Origin of the sequence: Devosia sp. A16 (genome assembly GCF_001402915.1) — a bacterium.
In the GTDB taxonomy this organism is placed as follows: Bacteria; Pseudomonadota; Alphaproteobacteria; order Rhizobiales; family Devosiaceae; genus Devosia_A.
In genome coordinates this window covers 4,619,608-4,637,875 of the sequence record NZ_CP012945.1, presented here as the reverse complement: position 1 = coordinate 4,637,875, position 18,268 = coordinate 4,619,608, and the positions used below count along the sequence as shown (strand labels likewise).

The 18,268-nt window shown below is 65.4% G+C and carries 17 protein-coding genes; 12 read left to right on the top strand and 5 right to left on the bottom strand.

The features are described from left to right. Positions 1-63 precede the first annotated feature (63 nt). A complete protein-coding gene (locus APS40_RS22345) occupies positions 64-2,274 on the bottom strand; it encodes a heavy metal translocating P-type ATPase (protein ID WP_055049143.1) in 2,211 nt (736 codons plus the stop codon). A 78-nt stretch (positions 2,275-2,352) separates the two neighbouring features. Here APS40_RS22345 and APS40_RS22340 point away from each other — a divergent pair, with 78 nt between their 5' ends. Then, the gene (locus APS40_RS22340) at positions 2,353-2,775 is read left to right on the top strand and encodes a MerR family transcriptional regulator (protein WP_055049142.1); all 423 of its coding nucleotides are present in this window, start codon (positions 2,353-2,355) and stop codon (positions 2,773-2,775) included. On the opposite strand, the gene APS40_RS22335 is transcribed toward APS40_RS22340, so the two are convergent. The 4 genes from APS40_RS22335 to metH all read right to left on the bottom strand — a co-directional run bounded on the left by APS40_RS22335 (position 2,772) and on the right by metH (position 7,701). Next, entirely contained in the window at positions 2,772-3,035 is a 264-nt protein-coding gene (locus tag APS40_RS22335) for a hypothetical protein (RefSeq protein WP_055049141.1), read from the bottom strand. The genes APS40_RS22340 and APS40_RS22335 overlap by 4 nt on opposite strands. A 13-nt stretch (positions 3,036-3,048) precedes the next feature. Beyond that, positions 3,049-3,444 carry a hypothetical protein gene (locus APS40_RS22330; RefSeq protein ID WP_055049140.1) on the bottom strand — a complete coding sequence of 132 codons (396 nt, stop codon included), beginning with the start codon at positions 3,442-3,444 and terminating at the stop codon, positions 3,049-3,051. Next, positions 3,444-3,818 (bottom strand): hypothetical protein, encoded by a 375-nt coding sequence (locus APS40_RS22325; RefSeq protein ID WP_055049139.1) that lies wholly within the window; start codon positions 3,816-3,818, stop codon positions 3,444-3,446. The genes APS40_RS22330 and APS40_RS22325 overlap by 1 nt, the downstream gene beginning before the upstream one ends. Positions 3,819-3,975: 157 nt before the next feature. Then, positions 3,976-7,701 carry a methionine synthase gene (gene metH / locus APS40_RS22320; protein ID WP_442855830.1) on the bottom strand — a complete coding sequence of 1,242 codons (3,726 nt, stop codon included), beginning with the start codon at positions 7,699-7,701 and terminating at the stop codon, positions 3,976-3,978. 210 nt (positions 7,702-7,911) lie between these two features. Between metH and APS40_RS22315 the strand changes: the two genes are divergently transcribed. From APS40_RS22315 to mazG, 11 genes are all read left to right on the top strand, one after another. Continuing rightward, positions 7,912-8,607, top strand: a complete 696-nt coding sequence (locus tag APS40_RS22315) for an alpha/beta fold hydrolase (protein ID WP_055049137.1) — start codon at positions 7,912-7,914, stop codon at positions 8,605-8,607. A gap of 223 nt (positions 8,608-8,830) precedes the next feature. Beyond that, positions 8,831-9,766, top strand: coding sequence for a septal ring lytic transglycosylase RlpA family protein (locus APS40_RS22310; protein WP_197279386.1), 936 nt, complete (start codon positions 8,831-8,833; stop codon positions 9,764-9,766). 40 nt (positions 9,767-9,806) lie between these two features. Further along, entirely contained in the window at positions 9,807-10,958 is a 1,152-nt protein-coding gene (locus tag APS40_RS22305; RefSeq protein WP_236884158.1) for a D-alanyl-D-alanine carboxypeptidase family protein, read from the top strand. A gap of 138 nt (positions 10,959-11,096) precedes the next feature. Beyond that, a complete protein-coding gene (gene tmk / locus APS40_RS22300; RefSeq protein ID WP_055049134.1) occupies positions 11,097-11,780 on the top strand; it encodes a dTMP kinase in 684 nt (227 codons plus the stop codon). A gap of 1 nt (position 11,781) precedes the next feature. Then, positions 11,782-12,807, top strand: a complete 1,026-nt coding sequence (locus APS40_RS22295; RefSeq protein WP_055049133.1) for an AAA family ATPase — start codon at positions 11,782-11,784, stop codon at positions 12,805-12,807. Next, complete coding sequence (gene metG, locus APS40_RS22290; protein WP_055049132.1) at positions 12,804-14,351, top strand: methionine--tRNA ligase; 1,548 nt, start codon at positions 12,804-12,806, stop codon at positions 14,349-14,351. Before APS40_RS22295 ends, metG begins: the two co-directional genes overlap by 4 nt. A 4-nt stretch (positions 14,352-14,355) precedes the next feature. Then, positions 14,356-15,132, top strand: a complete 777-nt coding sequence (locus tag APS40_RS22285; RefSeq protein ID WP_055049131.1) for a TatD family hydrolase — start codon at positions 14,356-14,358, stop codon at positions 15,130-15,132. After that, positions 15,132-15,971, top strand: coding sequence for an MBL fold metallo-hydrolase (locus APS40_RS22280; RefSeq protein ID WP_055049130.1), 840 nt, complete (start codon positions 15,132-15,134; stop codon positions 15,969-15,971). Before APS40_RS22285 ends, APS40_RS22280 begins: the two co-directional genes overlap by 1 nt. Before the next feature lie 44 nt (positions 15,972-16,015). Continuing rightward, positions 16,016-16,396, top strand: a complete 381-nt coding sequence (locus APS40_RS22275; RefSeq protein ID WP_055049129.1) for a RidA family protein — start codon at positions 16,016-16,018, stop codon at positions 16,394-16,396. Between the two features lie 82 nt (positions 16,397-16,478). Beyond that, positions 16,479-17,216, top strand: a complete 738-nt coding sequence (locus APS40_RS22270; protein WP_055049128.1) for a hypothetical protein — start codon at positions 16,479-16,481, stop codon at positions 17,214-17,216. Positions 17,217-17,224: 8 nt separating this feature from the next. Beyond that, positions 17,225-18,031 (top strand): nucleoside triphosphate pyrophosphohydrolase, encoded by an 807-nt coding sequence (gene mazG / locus APS40_RS22265; protein ID WP_055049127.1) that lies wholly within the window; start codon positions 17,225-17,227, stop codon positions 18,029-18,031. Positions 18,032-18,268: the final 237 nt, after the last annotated feature.

Genomic DNA, 18,268 nt, shown 5'->3' with positions numbered 1-18,268 from the left:
AGTCCAGAACAAGCGGCTCCCCTCGGGGAGCCGTTGTTGTTTGCGGCACTCGCTGCTGAAGCGCTACTTGCCCTTCCAGGCCAGCAATCGCATGGCGTTCAGCGTCACCAGGACCGTTGCGCCGGTATCGGCGAGAATCGCCGGCCACAGGCCGGTCACGCCGATGACAGTGGTGACGAGGAATACCGCCTTCAGCCCGAGCGCCACGGTGATGTTCTGGGCGATATTGCCCATGGTGGCTTTCGACAGCCCGATCATGTTGGCGATGTCGGCGACGCGGCCATGGAGGATGGCGGCGTCGGCGGTTTCGAGCGCCACATCGGTGCCGCCACCCATGGCGATGCCGATATCGGCCGCCGCGAGGGCAGGGGCGTCGTTGATGCCGTCGCCGACCTTGGCAACCACGCGGCCCTGCTGCTGCAGCTCGCGCACGATGCGCTGCTTGTCCTCCGGCAGAAGGCCGGCGCGAACCTCGATGCCGAGGTCGGCGCCGATTGCCCTGGCGGTGCGCTCGTTGTCTCCGGTGAGCATCACGGTGCGCACGGCCTCCTCGTCCAGCCGATCGATGCCGAGGGCCGCATCGGCGCGCGGCTCGTCGCGAACGGCCAGCAGGCCCGCGACCTCTGCGCCCACCAGCAGCACTGAGACGGTCTTGCCGGCGTCGTTGAGCGCACCGATCCGATCGCGCAGGTCTGCGTCGAACGGCACGCGTTCCTCGGCCGCCTTGGGCGAAGCGAGGAACAGCTCCTCGCCGCCGACCTGGCCGGTGACGCCCTTGCCGGGGACCGCTTTGGCGCCCACCGCCGGCGGCACGAATGCCTTGTCGGCGGTGGCGCGGGCAATTACGGCGACGGCGAGCGGATGGCTCGAGCCGGTTTCGAGCGCCGCCGCCAGCGACAGCACCTGGGCCTCCGAGCGGCCAATGCCGACGATGTCGGTGACCTGCGGCTTGCCCTCGGTGAGGGTGCCGGTCTTGTCGAGCGCGACGGTGTCGACCCTGCGCAGCTGTTCGAGCACCGTGCCGCCCTTCAGCAGCAGCCCGCGACGGGCGCCCGCCGAGAGGCCGGCGGCAATCGCCGCCGGGGTCGAGATCACCAGCGCGCAGGGGCAGCCGATCAGCAGGATCGCGAGGCCCTTGTAGATCCACTCGTCCCAGGGCTGGCTGGCGAGCAACGGCGGCAGGATGGCGACCAGTGCGCCGACCACGAGCACGCCGGGCGTGTAGTATTTCGAGAACTTGTCGATGAAGCGCTCGGTCGGCGCCTTGCTCTCCTGCGCTTCCTCGACCAGCCGGACGACGCGAGCAATGGTGTTGTCCGCGGCGGCCGCCGTCACCCGCACTCGCAACACCGCATCGGCGTTGATCGTGCCGGCAAACACATCGTCGCCCACGCTCCTGGTCCTGGGCACGCTCTCGCCGGTGACGGGCGCCTCGTCGATGGCCGAACTGCCGTCGACGATGACACCATCGGCGGCAATGCGGTCACCGGGGCGCACCAGGATGATCGCGCCGACGGCAAGCTCGGCGGCGGGAACTTCGGCGGTCCCACCGTCCTGCTCGACCAAAGCCAGCTTCGGCACGAGATCCGCCAGGCCGCGGATGGAGGCACGCGCCCGGCCGGCAGCGACGCCTTCGAGCAGCTCGCCAATCAGGAACAACAGCACCACGGTGGCCGCTTCCTCCGTGGCCCCGATGAAGACGGCGCCGACCGCGGCGATGGTCATCAAGGTTTCGATCGAGAACGGCGTACCGGTCATGCCGGCAACCAGCGCCCGGCGCGCCACCGGGATCAAACCCACCACCAAGGCGAGCAGGAACGCCCAATGGCCGATCGAGGGGAACAGCTGTCCAGCCAGATAGGCCACCAGCAAGGCGCCAGCCGAGATAAAGGTCAGCAGCGCCTTGCGGGTCTTCCACCAGGGGCCATCGATGACCTCGCCATGCCCGGCGTGCTCGTGATGATCGTGGCTATGCTCCGCGTGATCGTGGTCGTGATCACGGCGATGATCGTGGTCAGCGTGATGGTGCGCCGCCGCGAGAGATACTGCAGACTTGGCGGGGGCGATCTGGTATCCCAGCGCCTTCACCTGTCGTTCGATCGCGCCCTTGGCGATCTCGCCGCTGCGGGTCACCGTCATGGTGCCGGTGGGGAGTGAAACACCGACCTCGCCGACGCCAGGCAATCGGCTGACAGCGTTCTCGATCTTGGTCACGCACGCAGCGCAATCCATGCCGCCGACACGGAATTTCAGCTTTTCTGCGGCCTCGGACATGCGGCGCTCCTTGGATTCTTCATCATGTCCGCATACATCTAGGACCTCTAGCGACTAGAGGATCAAGAGGCCAAGACGATGAATCTGCCGATCGGCGAACTCTCGAGACGGACCGGCGTCAAGGTGCCGACCATCCGCTTTTACGAGCAGATCGGTCTGCTGCCATCGCCGCCGCGCACCGAAGGCAACCAGCGCCGCTACGGCAAAGCCGAGGTGGAACGGCTCAACTTCATTCGCCACTCGCGCGAACTCGGTTTCGAGGTCGAGGATATCCGCGAACTGTTGGAGATGGCCGCCTCGCCGCAGGCCTCATGCCATCAGGCGGACAGCATCGCCCGCAACCACCTGACAGAAATCGACCGCCGCATTGCCAGCCTCACGGCGCTGCGCGGCGAACTCAACCGCATGGTCGAGGAATGCGGGCACGGCCGGATCTGCGATTGCCGGATCATCGAAGTGCTGGCCGATCACGGTGAGTGCCGCAGCGAGCACGCACACTAGCGGCGTTCGGAGGGCGGGTACTTGCCGTTGGCGTAGCCGAGGAAAATCCCGGCGATAATGCCGAGCACCACGCCGGCGAGCAGCAGCATGATGCCTGGGCCGACGGCGCCGCCGATTGCTCCGGGGGTGGCGTTTGGGCTGAAAGCGGTCAGCAGCGGCCCGAGAATGGCGCCGATGACGCCAAGTCCCATCAGCATGATGGCGCCGAACAGCAGCTTGCTGCCGACGTTGATCGAGAACGGATCCTGTTGCTCTGCCATCGCTGCGCCCCCCTCAAGCGCTCACGCCAAGAAATGGCGTGAGCCTCAGCTTAGCGCGGTGAGGCCGTGCTGCAAGCAATACTGAGGTTTGCAGTAATTGGGCTTGCCAGCCGATTACGGTGTTGCCGGATTTACAGAAGCTGACCGCGAGGCCGGCCTTGCCCATCCAGGTATGCGTATCGCCATCGCGCTGCAGCGCATGCCCGGCGCGGCGGAACTCGGCGACGATCATGCCGACCTGGTCATGCCACTCGCTTGCGCTCGTCGCCGCAAGGCGGGAGCGGATCGCCTCCTGTTGCTCCTCGAGCCGGCTCGCGCGCTGGGCGGCATCGAGGGCGAGCAGCCCAGCGCGGCTCAGCGGATGGACGTCATTGGTCTGCGGACGGATGAACAGGTCGAGCGCCGCCATCACACCACCTCCGCCAGATGAAAGTTGCGAGCCACAGTGAAATCGCGGAGCCCGAAGGCCGGCAGTTTGCCCGGAACGATGGCATCGGCAACGGCGGCACGGTCATCGACGTCGGTGGCATCGACAACCACACGCAGGAAGGGTTCGGCCATGCCGAGCCGCACCTTCTCCTGGAGTTCGAACAGCAGCACCCGCACATTGCCGCGGCTTTCGCAGGCGATGCACTCGGTGCCCGGCTCATGGGCATGCAGCGGCGGGTCGAGATGCAGCAGAGCCGTATCCCGGCCGCCGAAGCGGCCGAGCGCCGCCTTGTCGGTGACCACGGTCACCGGCACCGAGGTGGCGCGGCGGGCGAATGGGGCAGGGGAGGTCATCCGGCAAAGGCCCCCTCACCCGGCCTACGGCCGACCTCTCCCCCAAAGGGAGAGGTGACCATGTGGCACGATTTCGCCCACGCCTCACCTCTCCCTTGGGGGAGAGGTCGACGCGCAGCGTCGGGTGAGGGGGCCTTGCTCGCGGCAGGACTGTGCGTCATGCCCCCTCCTTGTCCGCGCTCGGCGTGTAGTTGAGGATGGGCCCGAGCCAGCGCTCGACTTCGCGGATCGCCATGCCCTTGCGGCGCGCATAGTCCTCGACCTGGTCCCGCTCCACCTTGGCGACGCCGAAATAGAAGCTTTCGGGGTGGCTGAGATAGATGCCGGAGACCGACGAGCCCGGCCACATGGCGTAGCTCTCGGTGAGCTCCACCCCGATGCGCTGCTTGGCGTTGAGCAGGTGGAACAGCGTGGTTTTTTCGGTGTGGTCGGGCTGGGCCGGATAGCCGGGCGCCGGACGGATGCCCTGATAGGGTTCGCCCACCAGCTCGTTGGGTGCGAAGGTTTCGGCGGCGCCATAGCCCCAAAACTCCTTGCGCACCCGCTCGTGCATCAATTCGGCGAAGGCCTCGGCGAAACGGTCGGCCAACGCCTTGATGAGGATCGAGGAGTAGTCGTCATTGCGCCGCTCGAAGCGGTCGGCAATGAGGTTCTCTTCGAGCCCGGCCGTGACCACGAAGCCGCCGAGATAATCCGGGATGCCTTCGGGCGCGACGAAATCGGCCAGCGCCATGTGCGGCTTGCCGCCGGTCTTGCTGAGCTGCTGGCGCAGGGTGAAGAAGGTCGCCAGCTGGTCCTTGCGGTCCGCGTCGGTGTAGAGCCGGATATCGTCGCCGACCTGATTGGCATGCCAGAAGCCGATCACCGCCTTGGGGCGGAACCAGTTCTTCTGGATCACGTCCTTCAACATCTTCTGGGCATCGTCCCAGAGCTGGCGCGCCGCCGGCCCCTGGTCGGGATCGTCGAGCAGCGCCGGGAAGCGGCCCTTCAGTTCCCAGGCCTGGAAGAACGGCGTCCAGTCGATGTAGCGGGCGATCTCGGCGAGGTCGTAGTTCTCGAACACGCGCGTGCCGAGGAAGCTCGGCCTGGGCGGCACGTAGCCCTCCCATTTGGGCTGGAAGCGGTTGGCGCGGGCAGTGGCGAGCGAGGTGCGCTGCTTTTCCGCTTCGCTCTGGCGGTGCTTCTCGGCCAGCCGCTCGTACTCGGCCCTGACGTCCGCGACATAGGCCGGGCGCTGCTCGTCGCTGAGCAACGACGAGACCACGCCAACGGCGCGACTGGCGTCATGCACGTGCACCGTCGGGCCGCCATGATATTGCGGGTGGATCTTCACCGCCGTGTGGACGCGAGAGGTGGTCGCCCCGCCGATCAGCAGCGGCACGTGGAAGCCCTCGCGCTCCATCTCGGAGGCGACGTGCACCATCTCGTCGAGCGACGGGGTGATGAGGCCCGAGAGCCCGATGACGTCGACCTTCTCGGCCTTCGCCACTTCGAGGATCTTGGCGGTCGGCACCATCACGCCGAGGTCGATGATCTCGTAGTTGTTGCAGCTGAGGACCACGCCGACGATGTTCTTGCCGATGTCGTGCACATCGCCCTTCACCGTCGCCATCAGCACCTTGCCGGCGCTCTTGCGGCCAACCGCCTCGCCATTGGCTTCCTTCTCCGCCTCCATGTAGGGGAGGAGATGGGCCACGGCCTGCTTCATCACACGGGCGGATTTCACCACCTGCGGCAGGAACATTTTTCCCGAACCGAACAGGTCTCCCACCACGCTCATCCCGGCCATCAGCGGACCTTCGATGACGTGCAGCGGGCGCTCGGAGGCCAGCCGGGCTTCCTCAGTATCCTCGTCGATGAACTCGGTGATGCCGTTGACCAGCGCGTGCGAAATGCGCTCGGCTACGGGCTTGGTCCGCCAGGTCAGGTCCTTGGCCTTCTGCTCGCCGCCGGCCTGCCCCTTGAAGCGTTCGGCAATCTCCAGCAGCCGCTCGGTCGCATCGGCCCGGCGGTTGAAGATCACGTCCTCGCAGGCCTCACGCAGCGTCGGCTCCAGCGTATCGTAGACCGCCAGCTGGCCGGCATTGACGATGCCCATGTCCATCCCCGCCTGAATGGCGTGATAGAGGAACACCGAGTGCATCGCCTCGCGCACCGGCTCGTTGCCGCGGAACGAGAAGCTGAGGTTGCTCACGCCGCCGGAAATGTGTGCATGGGGAAGGGTTTGCCGGATAGTCCTCGTCGCTTCGATGAAGGCGATGCCATAGCCGACATGCTCTTCGATGCCAGTGGCGATGGCGAAGATGTTGGGATCGAAGACGATGTCCTCGGGCGGGAAGCCGACTTCCTCGGTCAGCAGCTTGTAGGCCTTCGAACAGATCTCGACCTTGCGCTCATAGCTGTCGGCTTGGCCCTGCTCGTCGAACGCCATCACCACCACGGCAGCGCCATAGGCGCGCACCAGCCGGGCGGTCTCGAGGAACTTGTCGACGCCTTCCTTCATCGAGATCGAGTTGACCAGCGCCTTGCCCTGCACGCATTTGAGCCCGGCTTCGATCACCTCGAACTTCGAAGAGTCGATCATCAGCGGCACGCGGGCGATATCGGGCTCGGCGGCAAGCAGGTTCAGGAACTCGACCATCACTTTCTGGCTGTCGAGCAGGCCCTCGTCGACGTTGATGTCGATCACCTGCGCGCCGTTCTGCACCTGGTCGCGGGCCACGTCGAGCGCTGCGGTATAGTCGCCGGCGGTGATGAGCTTGCGGAACCGGGCGGAGCCGGTGACATTGGTGCGCTCGCCGATGTTGACGAACGGGATATCCTCGGTGAGCGTGAACGGCTCGAGGCCGCTGAGCCTCAGGAAGGTCGGCACCTCGGGGATCTTGCGCGGCTTGTACTTTCCGACCGCTTCCTTGATCGCCCGGATGTGGTCGGGCGTCGAGCCGCAGCAGCCCCCGACGATGTTGAGGAAGCCATCACGGGCAAAGCCCTCGAGCTGCCGCGCCATGAATTCGGGCGTCTCGTCGTAGCCGCCGAACTCGTTGGGGAGCCCTGCGTTCGGATAGGCGCAGATCAGCGTGTCGGCGACATCGCTGAGCTCGTTGATGTGGGCGCGCATGGCGTTGGCGCCGAGCGCGCAGTTGAGCCCGATGGTGAAGGGCTTGGCGTGGCGCACCGAATACCAGAACGCCGTCGGCGTCTGGCCGCTGAGGGTGCGCCCCGAGAGGTCGGTGATGGTGCCGGAGATCATCACCGGCAGTTCGTAGCCGCGCTCCTCGAAGATGCGCTGGGCGGCGAAGATGCCGGCCTTGGTGTTGAGCGTGTCGGTGATGGTCTCGAACAGCAGGAGATCCGCGCCGCCGTCGATCAGCCCGTTGATCTGCTCGCCATAGCCCTTGACGATCTCGTCGAAGGTAATTGCCCGGTGTCCCGGCGAGTTCACGTCGGTGGACATCGAGGCAGTCTTGTTCAAAGGGCCGAGGGCACCGGCCACGAAGCGCCGCTTGCCGTCGATGTCGAACGCCTGCTGCGCCGCTTCGCGCGCCAGCCGGGCGCCGGCGACATTCAGCTCGTAGGCCAGCGCCTGCATGCCGTAATCGGCCATGACGATGTCGGTGGAGGAGAACGTATTGGTCTCCACCATGTCGGCGCCCGCCAGGTAGTATTGCAGGTGGATGGCGCGGATCGCATCGGGCTGCGTCAGGTTGAGCAGGTCGTTATTGCCCCGCACATCCTTGTGCCAGTCCTTGAAGCGCTCGCCGCGATAGGCGGCTTCATCGAGCTTCAGCTGCTGAATCATGGTGCCCATGGCGCCATCGAGGATCAGGATGCGTTCGGCGGCCGCCTGGGTAAGCGCTGCCCGCACCTCCTCGCCGTTCGGCAAGGAATTTCTATCGATCTCAATGTGTTGAGCCTCAGTCATCGCTCGACTTTCCAACGTCCATCACGCCAAAATGCGTTCACCGTCGGCAACGGTCGCACGACGGGATATAAAGATATCTTTATATGATTGCCGACCGCGCGGCAAGCAAGCCCGTTTCCGTTCTCCTGCTGCGGGGACGAAAACCTTGCTCAGATCAGGACGTTCCGTCTCATGACCACCCCGATCCTCCTCGTTCCCGGCCTCAACTGCACCGCCGAAATCTATGCCCACCAGGTGCCGGCACTGTGGCAAGTCGGGCCGGTAACGATTGCCAATCATACGCGCGGCAGCTCGATGGGCGAGATCGCCGCCTCGATCCTCGAGGACGCCCCGCCGCAGTTTGCCCTCGTCGGCTTCTCGATGGGCGGATACCTCGCGTTCGAAATCCTGCGACAGGCGAGGGAACGCGTGCTGCGGCTGGCGCTGCTCGACACCTCGGCGCGACCCGATACCCCTGAAGCGACGGACAAGCGCCGCGCCGCCATCGCGCTGACCGAACAGGGCAAGTTCAATCTGGCGGTGGCCCAGTCGTTCCCGAATGCAGTCCACCCCGATCACGTCGGCGACGCGGGGCTCAAGGCGCTGCATGTCCGGATGGCGACGGCAAATGGCGGCGAAACCTACATCCGCCAGCAGACCGCCATCATCGGGCGGCCCGACTCCCGGCCTGACCTCACCGCCATCGAGGTGCCGACGCTGGTCGTGGTGGGCGACAAGGATGCGATCACCGTACCGGAAGCGGCCCGCGAGATGGCGGCCGGCATTGCCGACGCCAGGCTGGTGGTGGTGCCGAGGGCAGGGCACATGGCGCTGGTCGAGCAACATGCGATCGTGACGGCGGCTTTGGTCGAGTGGCTCAGCAGCTAGTCGGCGCAATTTCCCTCGCATTTGAAGCAAATTAACCGGGCCGCAACCACGTTGCGCTTCCTTGAGATCATCGCCGCACCGCTTTGAGTATGATGCGGAAATCTCTGTTTGGGTTGATCTGGTTTTGGCAGTGTTTTCTCGCGACCTCCGCGCGGCCGCCCGGCTGCTTGTCCTTGCCGCGCTCGTGGCGCCCGTCCTGGCTGCGTGCGGCAGCGGGGGAGGGGTGCCCAACATCAAGCGCTCCGCCTTCACCTCCAAGGAGTTCGGCGTCGCCGTCAGCCCGCGCGTCACCAATGCCAAGAACCCGCCCAAGGGTGGCGGCCGCTACATGGTCGGCAAGCCCTACACGGTGCGCGGCGAAGTCTATGAGCCGATCGAGAACCCGATCGGCTACGTCGCCTCCGGCAGCGCCTCCTGGTACGGCAACGACTTCCATGGCCGGCGCACCGCCAATGGCGAGATCTTCTCGGCCAACGCCATTTCCTGCGCCAGCCCGGTGCTGCCGCTGCCCAGCTATGTCCGCGTCACCAATCTCGACAATGGTCGCTCGATCGTCTGCCGGGTCAACGACCGCGGGCCATATCTGCATGGGCGGGTGATGGACATGAGCTATCGCACCGCCGAAATCCTCGGCTACGCCAACCACGGCGTCGGCAACATCCAGGTGCAATATATCGGTCCGGCGCCGCTCAACGGCGACGACACCCGCATGCTGCTCGCCAGCCTCGACAAGCCGACCCGGATGGAGCAGGGCACCACCCGCATTGCCATGAACGAGGAACGTCCGAACCTCATCGGCGGCATCATCGACATGTTCGGCTATGTCGACAGCAGCGCCGCGGACCAGGCGATCACCAGCGCCCATGCGGCCGCCAACGCCATGGCCACCCGTTCCGGTTCGCTTGAAACCTGGGTTGCGACGGTCGACGAAGACAAGCGCGCCATCAAGCTCGAGCTCGGTGTCTTCGCCGATGCCGCGAAGGCCGATGAGATCGCCCTGCAGTTCGCCATGCTCGGCGCCGTCGACGAGGACGCGGTGCGCATTCCCGGCGCGGACGCCACACGGTTGACACTCACCCATCTTAAGCCCGGAGTGGCGCGGGACGATGTGATGTCGCTCGCCAGGCAGCTTGGACTCAAGGACCTGGTGCTCTATTAATTCGAGGGCGGTCGAGCATTGACCGCGATCGGGGTTGAGATTGCGGAATTTTGGCCTGAACCTGCTGCTCGCTCTGTTCACCGTCTTGTCGGCGGTATCCGCGCATGCGCAGGAGTTCGACACCAAGGCGCCCTATGCCGTGCTGATGGACTACGAGTCCGGCACGATCCTCTTCAACAAGGCAGGTGACGAACAGCTCGAGCCGGCCAGCATGGCCAAGCTGATGACGCTGGCGGTGGTGTTCGACCAGTTGCAGACCAAGAAGCTCCAGCCCACCGACGAGTTCTTCATTTCCGAGCACGCCTGGCGCGACGGTGGAGCCTCGTCCGGCGGCTCGACCATGTTCGCCGTGCTCAACTCGAAGATTCCGGTGATCGACCTGGTCCGCTCGGTGATCATCCAGTCGGGCAATGACGCGGCCATTGCTCTGGCAGAAGGCATTGCCGGCAGCGAGCTCAGCTTCGCGCAGATGATGAACCAGTTGGGCAAAGAGATCGGCCTCACCGGTTCGAACTTCGTCAATGCCACTGGGCTGCCCGATCCGGCGCAATTCTCGACGGCGCGCGACCTCGCGACTATCGCCCGCTTCATCATCGCGCAGTTCCCCGAGTACTATCCAATCTTCTCCGAGCGCGAGTTCACCTGGAACAAGATCCGCCAGATGAACCGCAATTCGCTGCTCGAGATCGGCATCGGCGTCGATGGGCTGAAGACAGGCCACACCGAGGCCGCCGGCTATGGCGAGGTGGTCTCGACTGCCGCCACCGGCCGTCGCCTGATCGCCGTGCTGCATGGGCTCAAGTCGATGACCGAGCGCACCGAAGAGGCGCGCAAGCTGGTGACCTGGGGCACCCGCGGCTTCGAGCTGATCCCGGTGTTCCCGGAAGGCGCGGCCGTTTCGCATGCCGACGTCTATGGCGGCAGCGCCGGACAGGTCTCGTTGGTGGGCAAGGGCAGCATTGACCTGTTCCTGCCCAAGGGGGCGCAGAACTGCCCGCAGGCCACTGTTACCTACAAGGCGCCGATCCGCCCGCCGGTGCAGAAGGGCGACCAGTTGGCCCAGCTCAACGTCATGTGCAACGGCTCGGTGGTGCAGGTTACCCCGCTCTACGCCGGCGAGGACGTCGCCGATGGCGATATCGTCCGCAAGGCGACCGATGCGCTCAAGGAACTGACGCTCGGCTGGCTCTGAGCATCGCCGCACCGCAATTGCCCGCAGTATCCCCGCGAAACGCGCCGAGCCGCGCGCTGTGGGCAGATGGATCGGCTGCTTTCGCTGGGCAGCCATCGCGGGTAATACGAGAGTCACAACGCGGGGGAATTCTGACAGATGCTCGATGTGCCGGCCAAGCCCGCCGCCCGTTTCATCACTTTCGAAGGCGGCGAAGGCGTCGGCAAGTCGACCCAGGTCAAGCGCCTGCTGGTGCGGCTCAACCGCATGGACATCGAAGCCGTGCGCACCCGCGAGCCCGGCGGCACACCCAAGGCCGAGGCCGTGCGTGCGTTCATCCTGCAGGGCCGTTCCGAGAGCTGGGGCGCCGGGGCCGAGGCGGTGCTGTTCGCGGCGGCGCGTTACGACCATGTCAGCAGCCTCATCGCCCCCAGCCTCAACAGCGGCAAATGGGTGATCTCCGACCGCTTCCACGATTCGACCCGGGCCTATCAGGGGCTGACCGGCGGCGTCGACGACAAGCTCATCCGCGGTCTCGAGACGCTGGCGCTCGACGGGCATCAGCCCGACATCACCTTCATCCTCGACATGGATCCGGCCGTGGCCTTCGCGCGGGTGAACAATCGCGAGATCGAGAAGGCGTTGGCCGAAACCGGCGATCGCTTCGAGAAGGAAGATCTCGAATGGCATCAGCGGCTGCGGCAGGCCTTCCTCGCCATCGGCAAGGCCAACCCGGAGCGCTGCGTGGTGCTACCCGCCGGCCAATCGGAAGATGCCCTGGAGCAGGAGATCTGGGATACGCTGCTGCGGCGCTTCCCCGAGCTCGAGGCAAAGGCCGACTGAATTGGACTATCCCGAACGCGAACCCGACCAGCTCGAGGGCGTGCCGCTGCCCGAGTTCCAGACCGGCGTTGCCGGCCATCAAGCGGCGCGCGCCACGCTGCTCGATCGGCTGGCCGTCGGACGGCTGCCGGGCGGCATCCTGATCCACGGGCCGCGGGGGATCGGCAAGGCGACACTGGCCTTCGACCTGGCGCGTCGCATCTTCGAGACGACCGGTGACGAGTCGCCCGGGCATATCGCTGCGCAGGTGGCGGCCGGCGCCTATCCGAACCTGTTCGTGATGCGCAAAGCCCCACGCGACACCGGCAAGGGCTATTACACCGCGATCCGCGTGGAAGAGGTGCGCCGCTTCATCGAGGAGATGCGGATGACGCGTGGGCGCGCCGGGCATCGCATCGCCATTGTCGACCCGATCGACGATTGCAACGCCTCCTCCGCCAATGCGCTGCTGAAAATTCTCGAGGAGCCGCCGGCCGACACGACCTTCCTGCTGGTTTCGCACCGCCCGGGTTCGCTGCTGCCTACCATCAAGTCGCGTTGCTTCCAGGTGGCGCTGCGGCCGATCGCCGACAGCGACGTTCGCACGGTGCTGGATCAGGTCGGCGGCCAGCCGCTCGCCATCGATCGCGCCGTGTCGCTCGCGGCTGGCCGGCCGCGGCGCGGTTTCGAGGCGATGCTCCTGGGGGAGGGGGGCGCCCTGCAACTGCTGCAGGCCTGGCTCGCCGACCCGGTCGGCGCGCCGTCCGCGTCACGGATCGCGCTGGCCGACGCCCTGGGCGCCGATCGTGACTCGGCCGAACTGCGCTTTGCCCGCGACATTCTCAACGATTGGCTGGCCGACGCCGCCAAGGCCGCCGCCAGCGCTGGCGACCGGGTTCGCCTTGCCTCGGCCAACGAGCTATGGGACAAGGCGCGGCTTTCACTCGCCGATGCCGACGAATACAACCTCGACATGCGGCAGACCCTGGTCGCGCTGTTCGATGCGATCCGGAAACACCAGCTTCTGAGCGTCCAGCCGACACCATGACCGACACGTTCTACGTCACCACCGCCATCGCCTATCCCAACGGCGCACCGCATATCGGGCACGCCTACGAGATGATCGCGACCGACGCCATCGCCCGCTGGGCCCGGCTCCAGGGCAAGGACACCTATTTCCTGACCGGCACCGACGAGCATGGCATCAAGATGGTGCAGACGGCGGCCGCCGAAGGGATCACGGCGCGCGAGCTGGCCGACCGCAACGCCGCCCGGTTCAAGGAGCTGGCGGCACGGCTCGACGTCTCCAACGACGATTTCATCCGCACCACCGAGCCGCGCCACTACGAGTCGAGCCAGGAGATCTGGCGCCGGATGGCGGCCAGCAACAATGGCGACATCTACCAGTCGACCTACAAGGGCTGGTACTCGGTCCGTGACGAGGCCTATTTCGACGAGGACGAGCTCACGGACGGCGAAGGCGGCAAGAAGTTCGCTCCGACCGGTGCCGAGGTGAAATGGGTCGAGGAAGACAGCTTCTTCTTCCGCCTCTCGGCCTATCAGGACCGGCTGCTGAAACTTTACGAGGAGCGTCCCGACTTCATCGCTCCGGAAGAGCGGCGCAACGAGATCGTCTCATTCGTCAAAGCCGGACTGCGCGACGTTTCGATCAGCCGGACCACCTTCGACTGGGGCATTCCGGTGCCGGGCGCGGCCGGACACGTGATGTATGTCTGGGTCGACGCGCTCACCAACTACATCACCGGCGTCGGCTTTCCCGATGCCGCCTCCGAGCAGTTCAAGAAGTTCTGGCCGGCGAACCTGCATGTCATCGGCAAGGACATCATCCGCTTCCATACCGTCTACTGGCCGGCGTTCCTGATGAGCGCCGGTATCGAGGTGCCGCACCGCGTCTTCGCGCATGGCTTTCTGACCTCGGAAGGCAAGAAGATGTCGAAGTCGGTCGGCAACATTGTCGACCCGCACGAGCAGCTCGACCTCTACGGCACCGACCCGGTGCGTTGGTATTGCCTGCGCGAGGTCAGCTTCGGCCAGGACGGCGACTGGGGCAAAGAGAAGTTCATCAACCGCAACAATGCCGACCTCGCCAACAATTTCGGCAACCTGGCGCAGCGCTCGCTGTCGATGATCCAGAAGAATTTCGGCGGGGCGCTGCCCGAGGCGCAGCCGACCGAGGCCGAGCGTGCCATCGTCGCCACGGCCATCGAGGCGATCGGCAAGATGGATCTCGCCATGAAGACGCAGCAGATCCATGAGGCGGCCAGTGAACTGACCACGCTGCTCAATGCCGCCAACCTCTACTTCGCCGACCAGGCGCCATGGGGGCTGAAGGCCGACCTCCAGCGCATGGGCACGATCCTTGCGACCACGGCCGATATCGTCCGTCGCGCCGCCATCGCGGCGCAGGCGTTCGTTCCGAGCTCGGCGGCGAAGTTCCTCGATGCCCTCGCGGTCCCGGAAGACCAGCGGCTGCTGAGCCATGCGCTGAGCGCTTCGGGGGTTCCCGTCGGCACGGTCTTGCCGACGCCCGAACCGGTGTTCAAGAAGTTCGAGCACGCAAAGACGGCATAGGCCAATGCTGATCGACTCGCACTGTCACCTCGATTTCCCCGAGCTCGCCGCCGATCGGGTCGGCGTGCTGACGCGTGCCAGGGCGGCAGGGATCGAGGGCATGGTGACCATCTCGACGCGAGTGAAGCGCTTCGACGAGATCAAGGCCATCGCCGAGCAGAACGCCGAGGTCTGGTGTTCGGTCGGCACGCATCCGCACCACGCAGACGAAGAGCTCGACATCTTCGCCGAGGATCTGGTGCGGCTCAGCGCGCACCCTAAATGCGTCGCTATCGGCGAAGCCGGGCTCGACTATTTCTACGACAATGCACCCAAAGAGGCGCAGGAAACCGGGTTGCGTCGACACATCGCCGCATCGCGCCTCACCGGCCTGCCGCTGGTCATCCACTCCCGCTCGGCAGACGTCCATATGGCGGCGGTATTGACCGAAGAAATGGGGCAGGGGGCCTTCCCCTTCGTGCTGCACTGCTTCACCGGTGGAGCCGATCTGGCGCGCACGGCGCTCGAGCTTGGCGGCTACATCTCGTTTTCGGGCATCATCACCTTCAAGAACGCCGAGGAAATCCGCGAGGTCGCAAAGTTCGTTCCGGCGGACCGTTATCTGGTTGAAACGGACGCCCCGTATCTGGCTCCGGTACCGCATCGCGGCGGCACGAACGAACCGAGCTATGTGGCCCATACTGCCGCCAAGGTGGCCGAGATGCGCGGTATCAGCCTCGAACAGCTCGGCACTGAGACGACCGACAATTTTTTCCGTTTATTCTCAAAGGCTAAGGCGTAATGCCTGAAGCACAACGTATCGTAGCGACGATCATGGGCTGCGGCTCTTCGGGTGGCGTGCCGCGCATCGGCGGCCACTGGGGCGTGTGCGATCCCGACAACCCCAGGAATCGGCGCAGCCGCTGCTCGCTGCTGATCGAAGGTTTTTCGGCCGGCTCGGACGAGCCGACCCGCATCATCGTCGACACCGGTTGCGACCTGCGCGAGCAACTGCTGCGCGCCGAGGTCGATCGCGTCGAGGCGGTGCTCTATACGCACGAGCATGCCGACCACACGCATGGCATCGATGATCTCCGGGTGCTGGCGCTCAACAACCGCAAGCGGGTCGACGTGTACTTCAGCGCCGAAGCCGCCAACCGGATCGTGCCGAGCTTTGCCTATTGCTTCACGGCGCCGCCGGGCTCGGGCTATCCGCCGATCCTCAACCAGCACCTGATCGAAGCCGGCACGCCGCTGACGGTGGACGGGCCGGGCGGCTCGATCACCGTACTGCCGTTCCGCCAGGATCACGGCGACATCTACTCGCTCGGATTTCGGGTGCGCGGCTTTGCCTATTCGTGCGACCTCAGCGGCATTCCGGACGCCTCACGCGAAGCGGTCAGCGGGCTCGACACCTGGGTGCTCGATGCACTGCGGCCGGCACCGCATCCGAGCCACCTGAGCCTCTCCGAGGCGCTCGAACTGGTCGAAGATCTGAAGCCGCGCCATGCGGTGCTGACCAACCTCCATATCGACCTCGACTATCTCCAGACCGACGCGATGACGCCGGAGCACGTCCGGCCGGCATTCGATGGGCTGCAGATCGACATCACCGCTGGCGAGATCATCAGCCCGCGCTAGCCACCCATTGATCGCCGCAGACCACGACTGGAGCCATGCCGCCCATGATTGAAGTCATCGATACCGGCATTGCGCCATCAAGTGGACCGATCAACGACTGCGTCCGCGCCGGCAACCATGTCTGGCTGGTGGTGCTGGCCGAGGATCCCGAGACCGGCAAGATCGCCGAGGGCGACATCGAGGTGCAGACGCGCCAGGCGCTGTCGAACCTCAAGCAGGCGATCAACGCCGCCGGCGGCGAGCTTACCAACATCGTCCAGGTGCAGATCTTCCTCGTCGACAGCGCCGACGCGCCGGGCATGAACCGTGTGTATGCCGAGTTCTTCAACACCAAGCCGTACCCGATCCGTGCCACAGTGGTGGTCAAGGAACTGCTGGCCAAGGGGCTGAGGATCGAGATCACCGCAACGGCGGTGCTGGGATAGAGCCGCAAACGGCCGCCAGCCCACCGTTGGGTCAACGTGATAGTTCCATAATATATCTTATGCGAATGGAGGATGAACCACTATGCCGACCGAAGCCGACCTCACCCAGCAGCTTATCGAGGCCCAGCGTGCCGGCCGGCATGATGTCGATGCCGTCCCCTATGCGGCGCTCGATCGTGCCGCGGCGCTCCGCATCCAGTCAGCTACCATGAGCGCCCTCAACGAGACGCCGGCGCTGCTCAAGACCCTCGTGACGCCGGACGGGCTTGGCGCCTGTGCGCCGATCTATCGCTCGCGCGTCGGCACCAGCGGCGCGTTCCAGCTGTCGTCGCCGACGATCACCGGGCTCGAGGTCGAAGTCGGCCTGGTGCTGGCCAGCGATCTCAGCGCCGAAACGGCCAATCGCGACGAGATCGATATCATCGAGGCGATCAGCCATTACTTCGTCGGCATCGAGGTCTGCGGCACGCGCTATGCCGATCGATCGCTGGCTGGCGTCAATGGCGGGCTCGCGGACAACGCGTCGGCCTATGGATACGTCATCGATCCCACACATCGCGATGCCGGCGCCGATATCGAGAACTACGATGTGCACCTCGAGTTCGCCGGCAAGGAAATCTGGTCTGCACCGGGCAAGCACTCGTTCGGCACCGTGCTCAACTCGTTCATCGCCTATGCCAAGAACCAGAACCCGGCATTCCCGCTCAAGGCCGGCACCGTGGTCACCACCGGCTCGCTCTGCGGCCTCGTGCCGATCTCCGGTACCGGCCACGTGATCGGCCGCCTCGGCAATCACGCCGTCAGCTTCGACATCACCTGAGGCCAGCCATGCAGCCCTCCCGCGACATTTCCCGCCTGATCGAGATCATGGCCGCCCTCCGCAATCCGGATGGTGGCTGTCCGTGGGATCTGGAGCAGGATTTTGCCAGCATCCGGCACTACACCATCGAAGAAGCCTACGAGGTTGCCGACGCCATCGAGCGCGAGGATTATGCTGACCTGCGCGAGGAACTGGGCGACCTGTTGCTGCAGCCGGTCTATCACGCCCAGATGGCCTCGGAGAAAGGCTTGTTCGACATTGGTGATGTCGTTTTCGCTATTACCGAGAAGCTGATACGCCGTCATCCTCATGTTTTTGGCGAGGAAGCAGCGCGCAATGCCGGCGGCGCCAAAGCCAAGTGGGACGAGGTAAAGGCCGACGAGCGGGCAAAGAAGGCCGAACGCAAGCAGGTCGCCTCCTCCATCCTCGACGACGTGCCGCACGCCCTGCCCGCCCTGGCGCGGGCTGAAAAGCTCAGCCGCCGCGCCGCCTCGGTGCAGTTCGACTGGCCAGACTGGCGACAGACGCTGGCCAAGGTGCGCGAGGAACTCGACGAGGTCGCCGCGGCCGCCGAAGCAGGCAAGACCGCCGAGATCCAGGAGGAGTTGGGCGACCTGCTGTTCGCAGCCGCCAACCTGGCGCGCAAGCTGGGCGTCGAGGGCGAATCCGCGCTCCGCGACGCCAACGTCAAGTTCGACCGCCGTTTCCGCTATGTCGAAAGCCGGGCCACGCAGGATGGCGTTCCGCTGGCCGAGGCCGGGCTCGAACGGCTGGATGGGTATTGGAACGAGATCCGGACGAAGGAACGCGGGTAACCCTTCGTTGGCTGCGGGCGGTCGTCTCCTCTCCCCTGAGGGGAGAGGGTAGTGAAGCTAGGGCCGATGGGTCCGTGGCGGAACTTGGGTGAGGGGTTCAGCTTCTCAGTGAGCGCTTATGGAGAACGCCTCACCCCTCAACCGGCCTTCGGCCACCTTCTCCCCTGAGGGGAGAAGGGACGGAGTTCCTGCGTACCTCGGGATAACAACGCGCTATCCCACCGTTCCGTGGAAACG

Coding starts and splice junctions, on each gene's coding strand:
- APS40_RS22275 (WP_055049129.1), top strand. CDS start 16,016: ATGATTGAAGTCATCGATACCGGCATTGCGCCATCAAGTGGACCGATC.
- APS40_RS22315 (WP_055049137.1), top strand. CDS start 7,912: ATGACCACCCCGATCCTCCTCGTTCCCGGCCTCAACTGCACCGCCGAA.
- APS40_RS22270 (WP_055049128.1), top strand. CDS start 16,479: ATGCCGACCGAAGCCGACCTCACCCAGCAGCTTATCGAGGCCCAGCGT.
- APS40_RS22280 (WP_055049130.1), top strand. CDS start 15,132: ATGCCTGAAGCACAACGTATCGTAGCGACGATCATGGGCTGCGGCTCT.
- tmk (WP_055049134.1), top strand. CDS start 11,097: ATGCTCGATGTGCCGGCCAAGCCCGCCGCCCGTTTCATCACTTTCGAA.
- APS40_RS22325 (WP_055049139.1), bottom strand. CDS start 3,818: ATGACCTCCCCTGCCCCATTCGCCCGCCGCGCCACCTCGGTGCCGGTG.
- APS40_RS22345 (WP_055049143.1), bottom strand. CDS start 2,274: ATGTCCGAGGCCGCAGAAAAGCTGAAATTCCGTGTCGGCGGCATGGAT.
- mazG (WP_055049127.1), top strand. CDS start 17,225: ATGCAGCCCTCCCGCGACATTTCCCGCCTGATCGAGATCATGGCCGCC.
- APS40_RS22335 (WP_055049141.1), bottom strand. CDS start 3,035: ATGGCAGAGCAACAGGATCCGTTCTCGATCAACGTCGGCAGCAAGCTG.
- APS40_RS22285 (WP_055049131.1), top strand. CDS start 14,356: ATGCTGATCGACTCGCACTGTCACCTCGATTTCCCCGAGCTCGCCGCC.
- APS40_RS22330 (WP_055049140.1), bottom strand. CDS start 3,444: ATGGCGGCGCTCGACCTGTTCATCCGTCCGCAGACCAATGACGTCCAT.
- metG (WP_055049132.1), top strand. CDS start 12,804: ATGACCGACACGTTCTACGTCACCACCGCCATCGCCTATCCCAACGGC.
- APS40_RS22340 (WP_055049142.1), top strand. CDS start 2,353: ATGAATCTGCCGATCGGCGAACTCTCGAGACGGACCGGCGTCAAGGTG.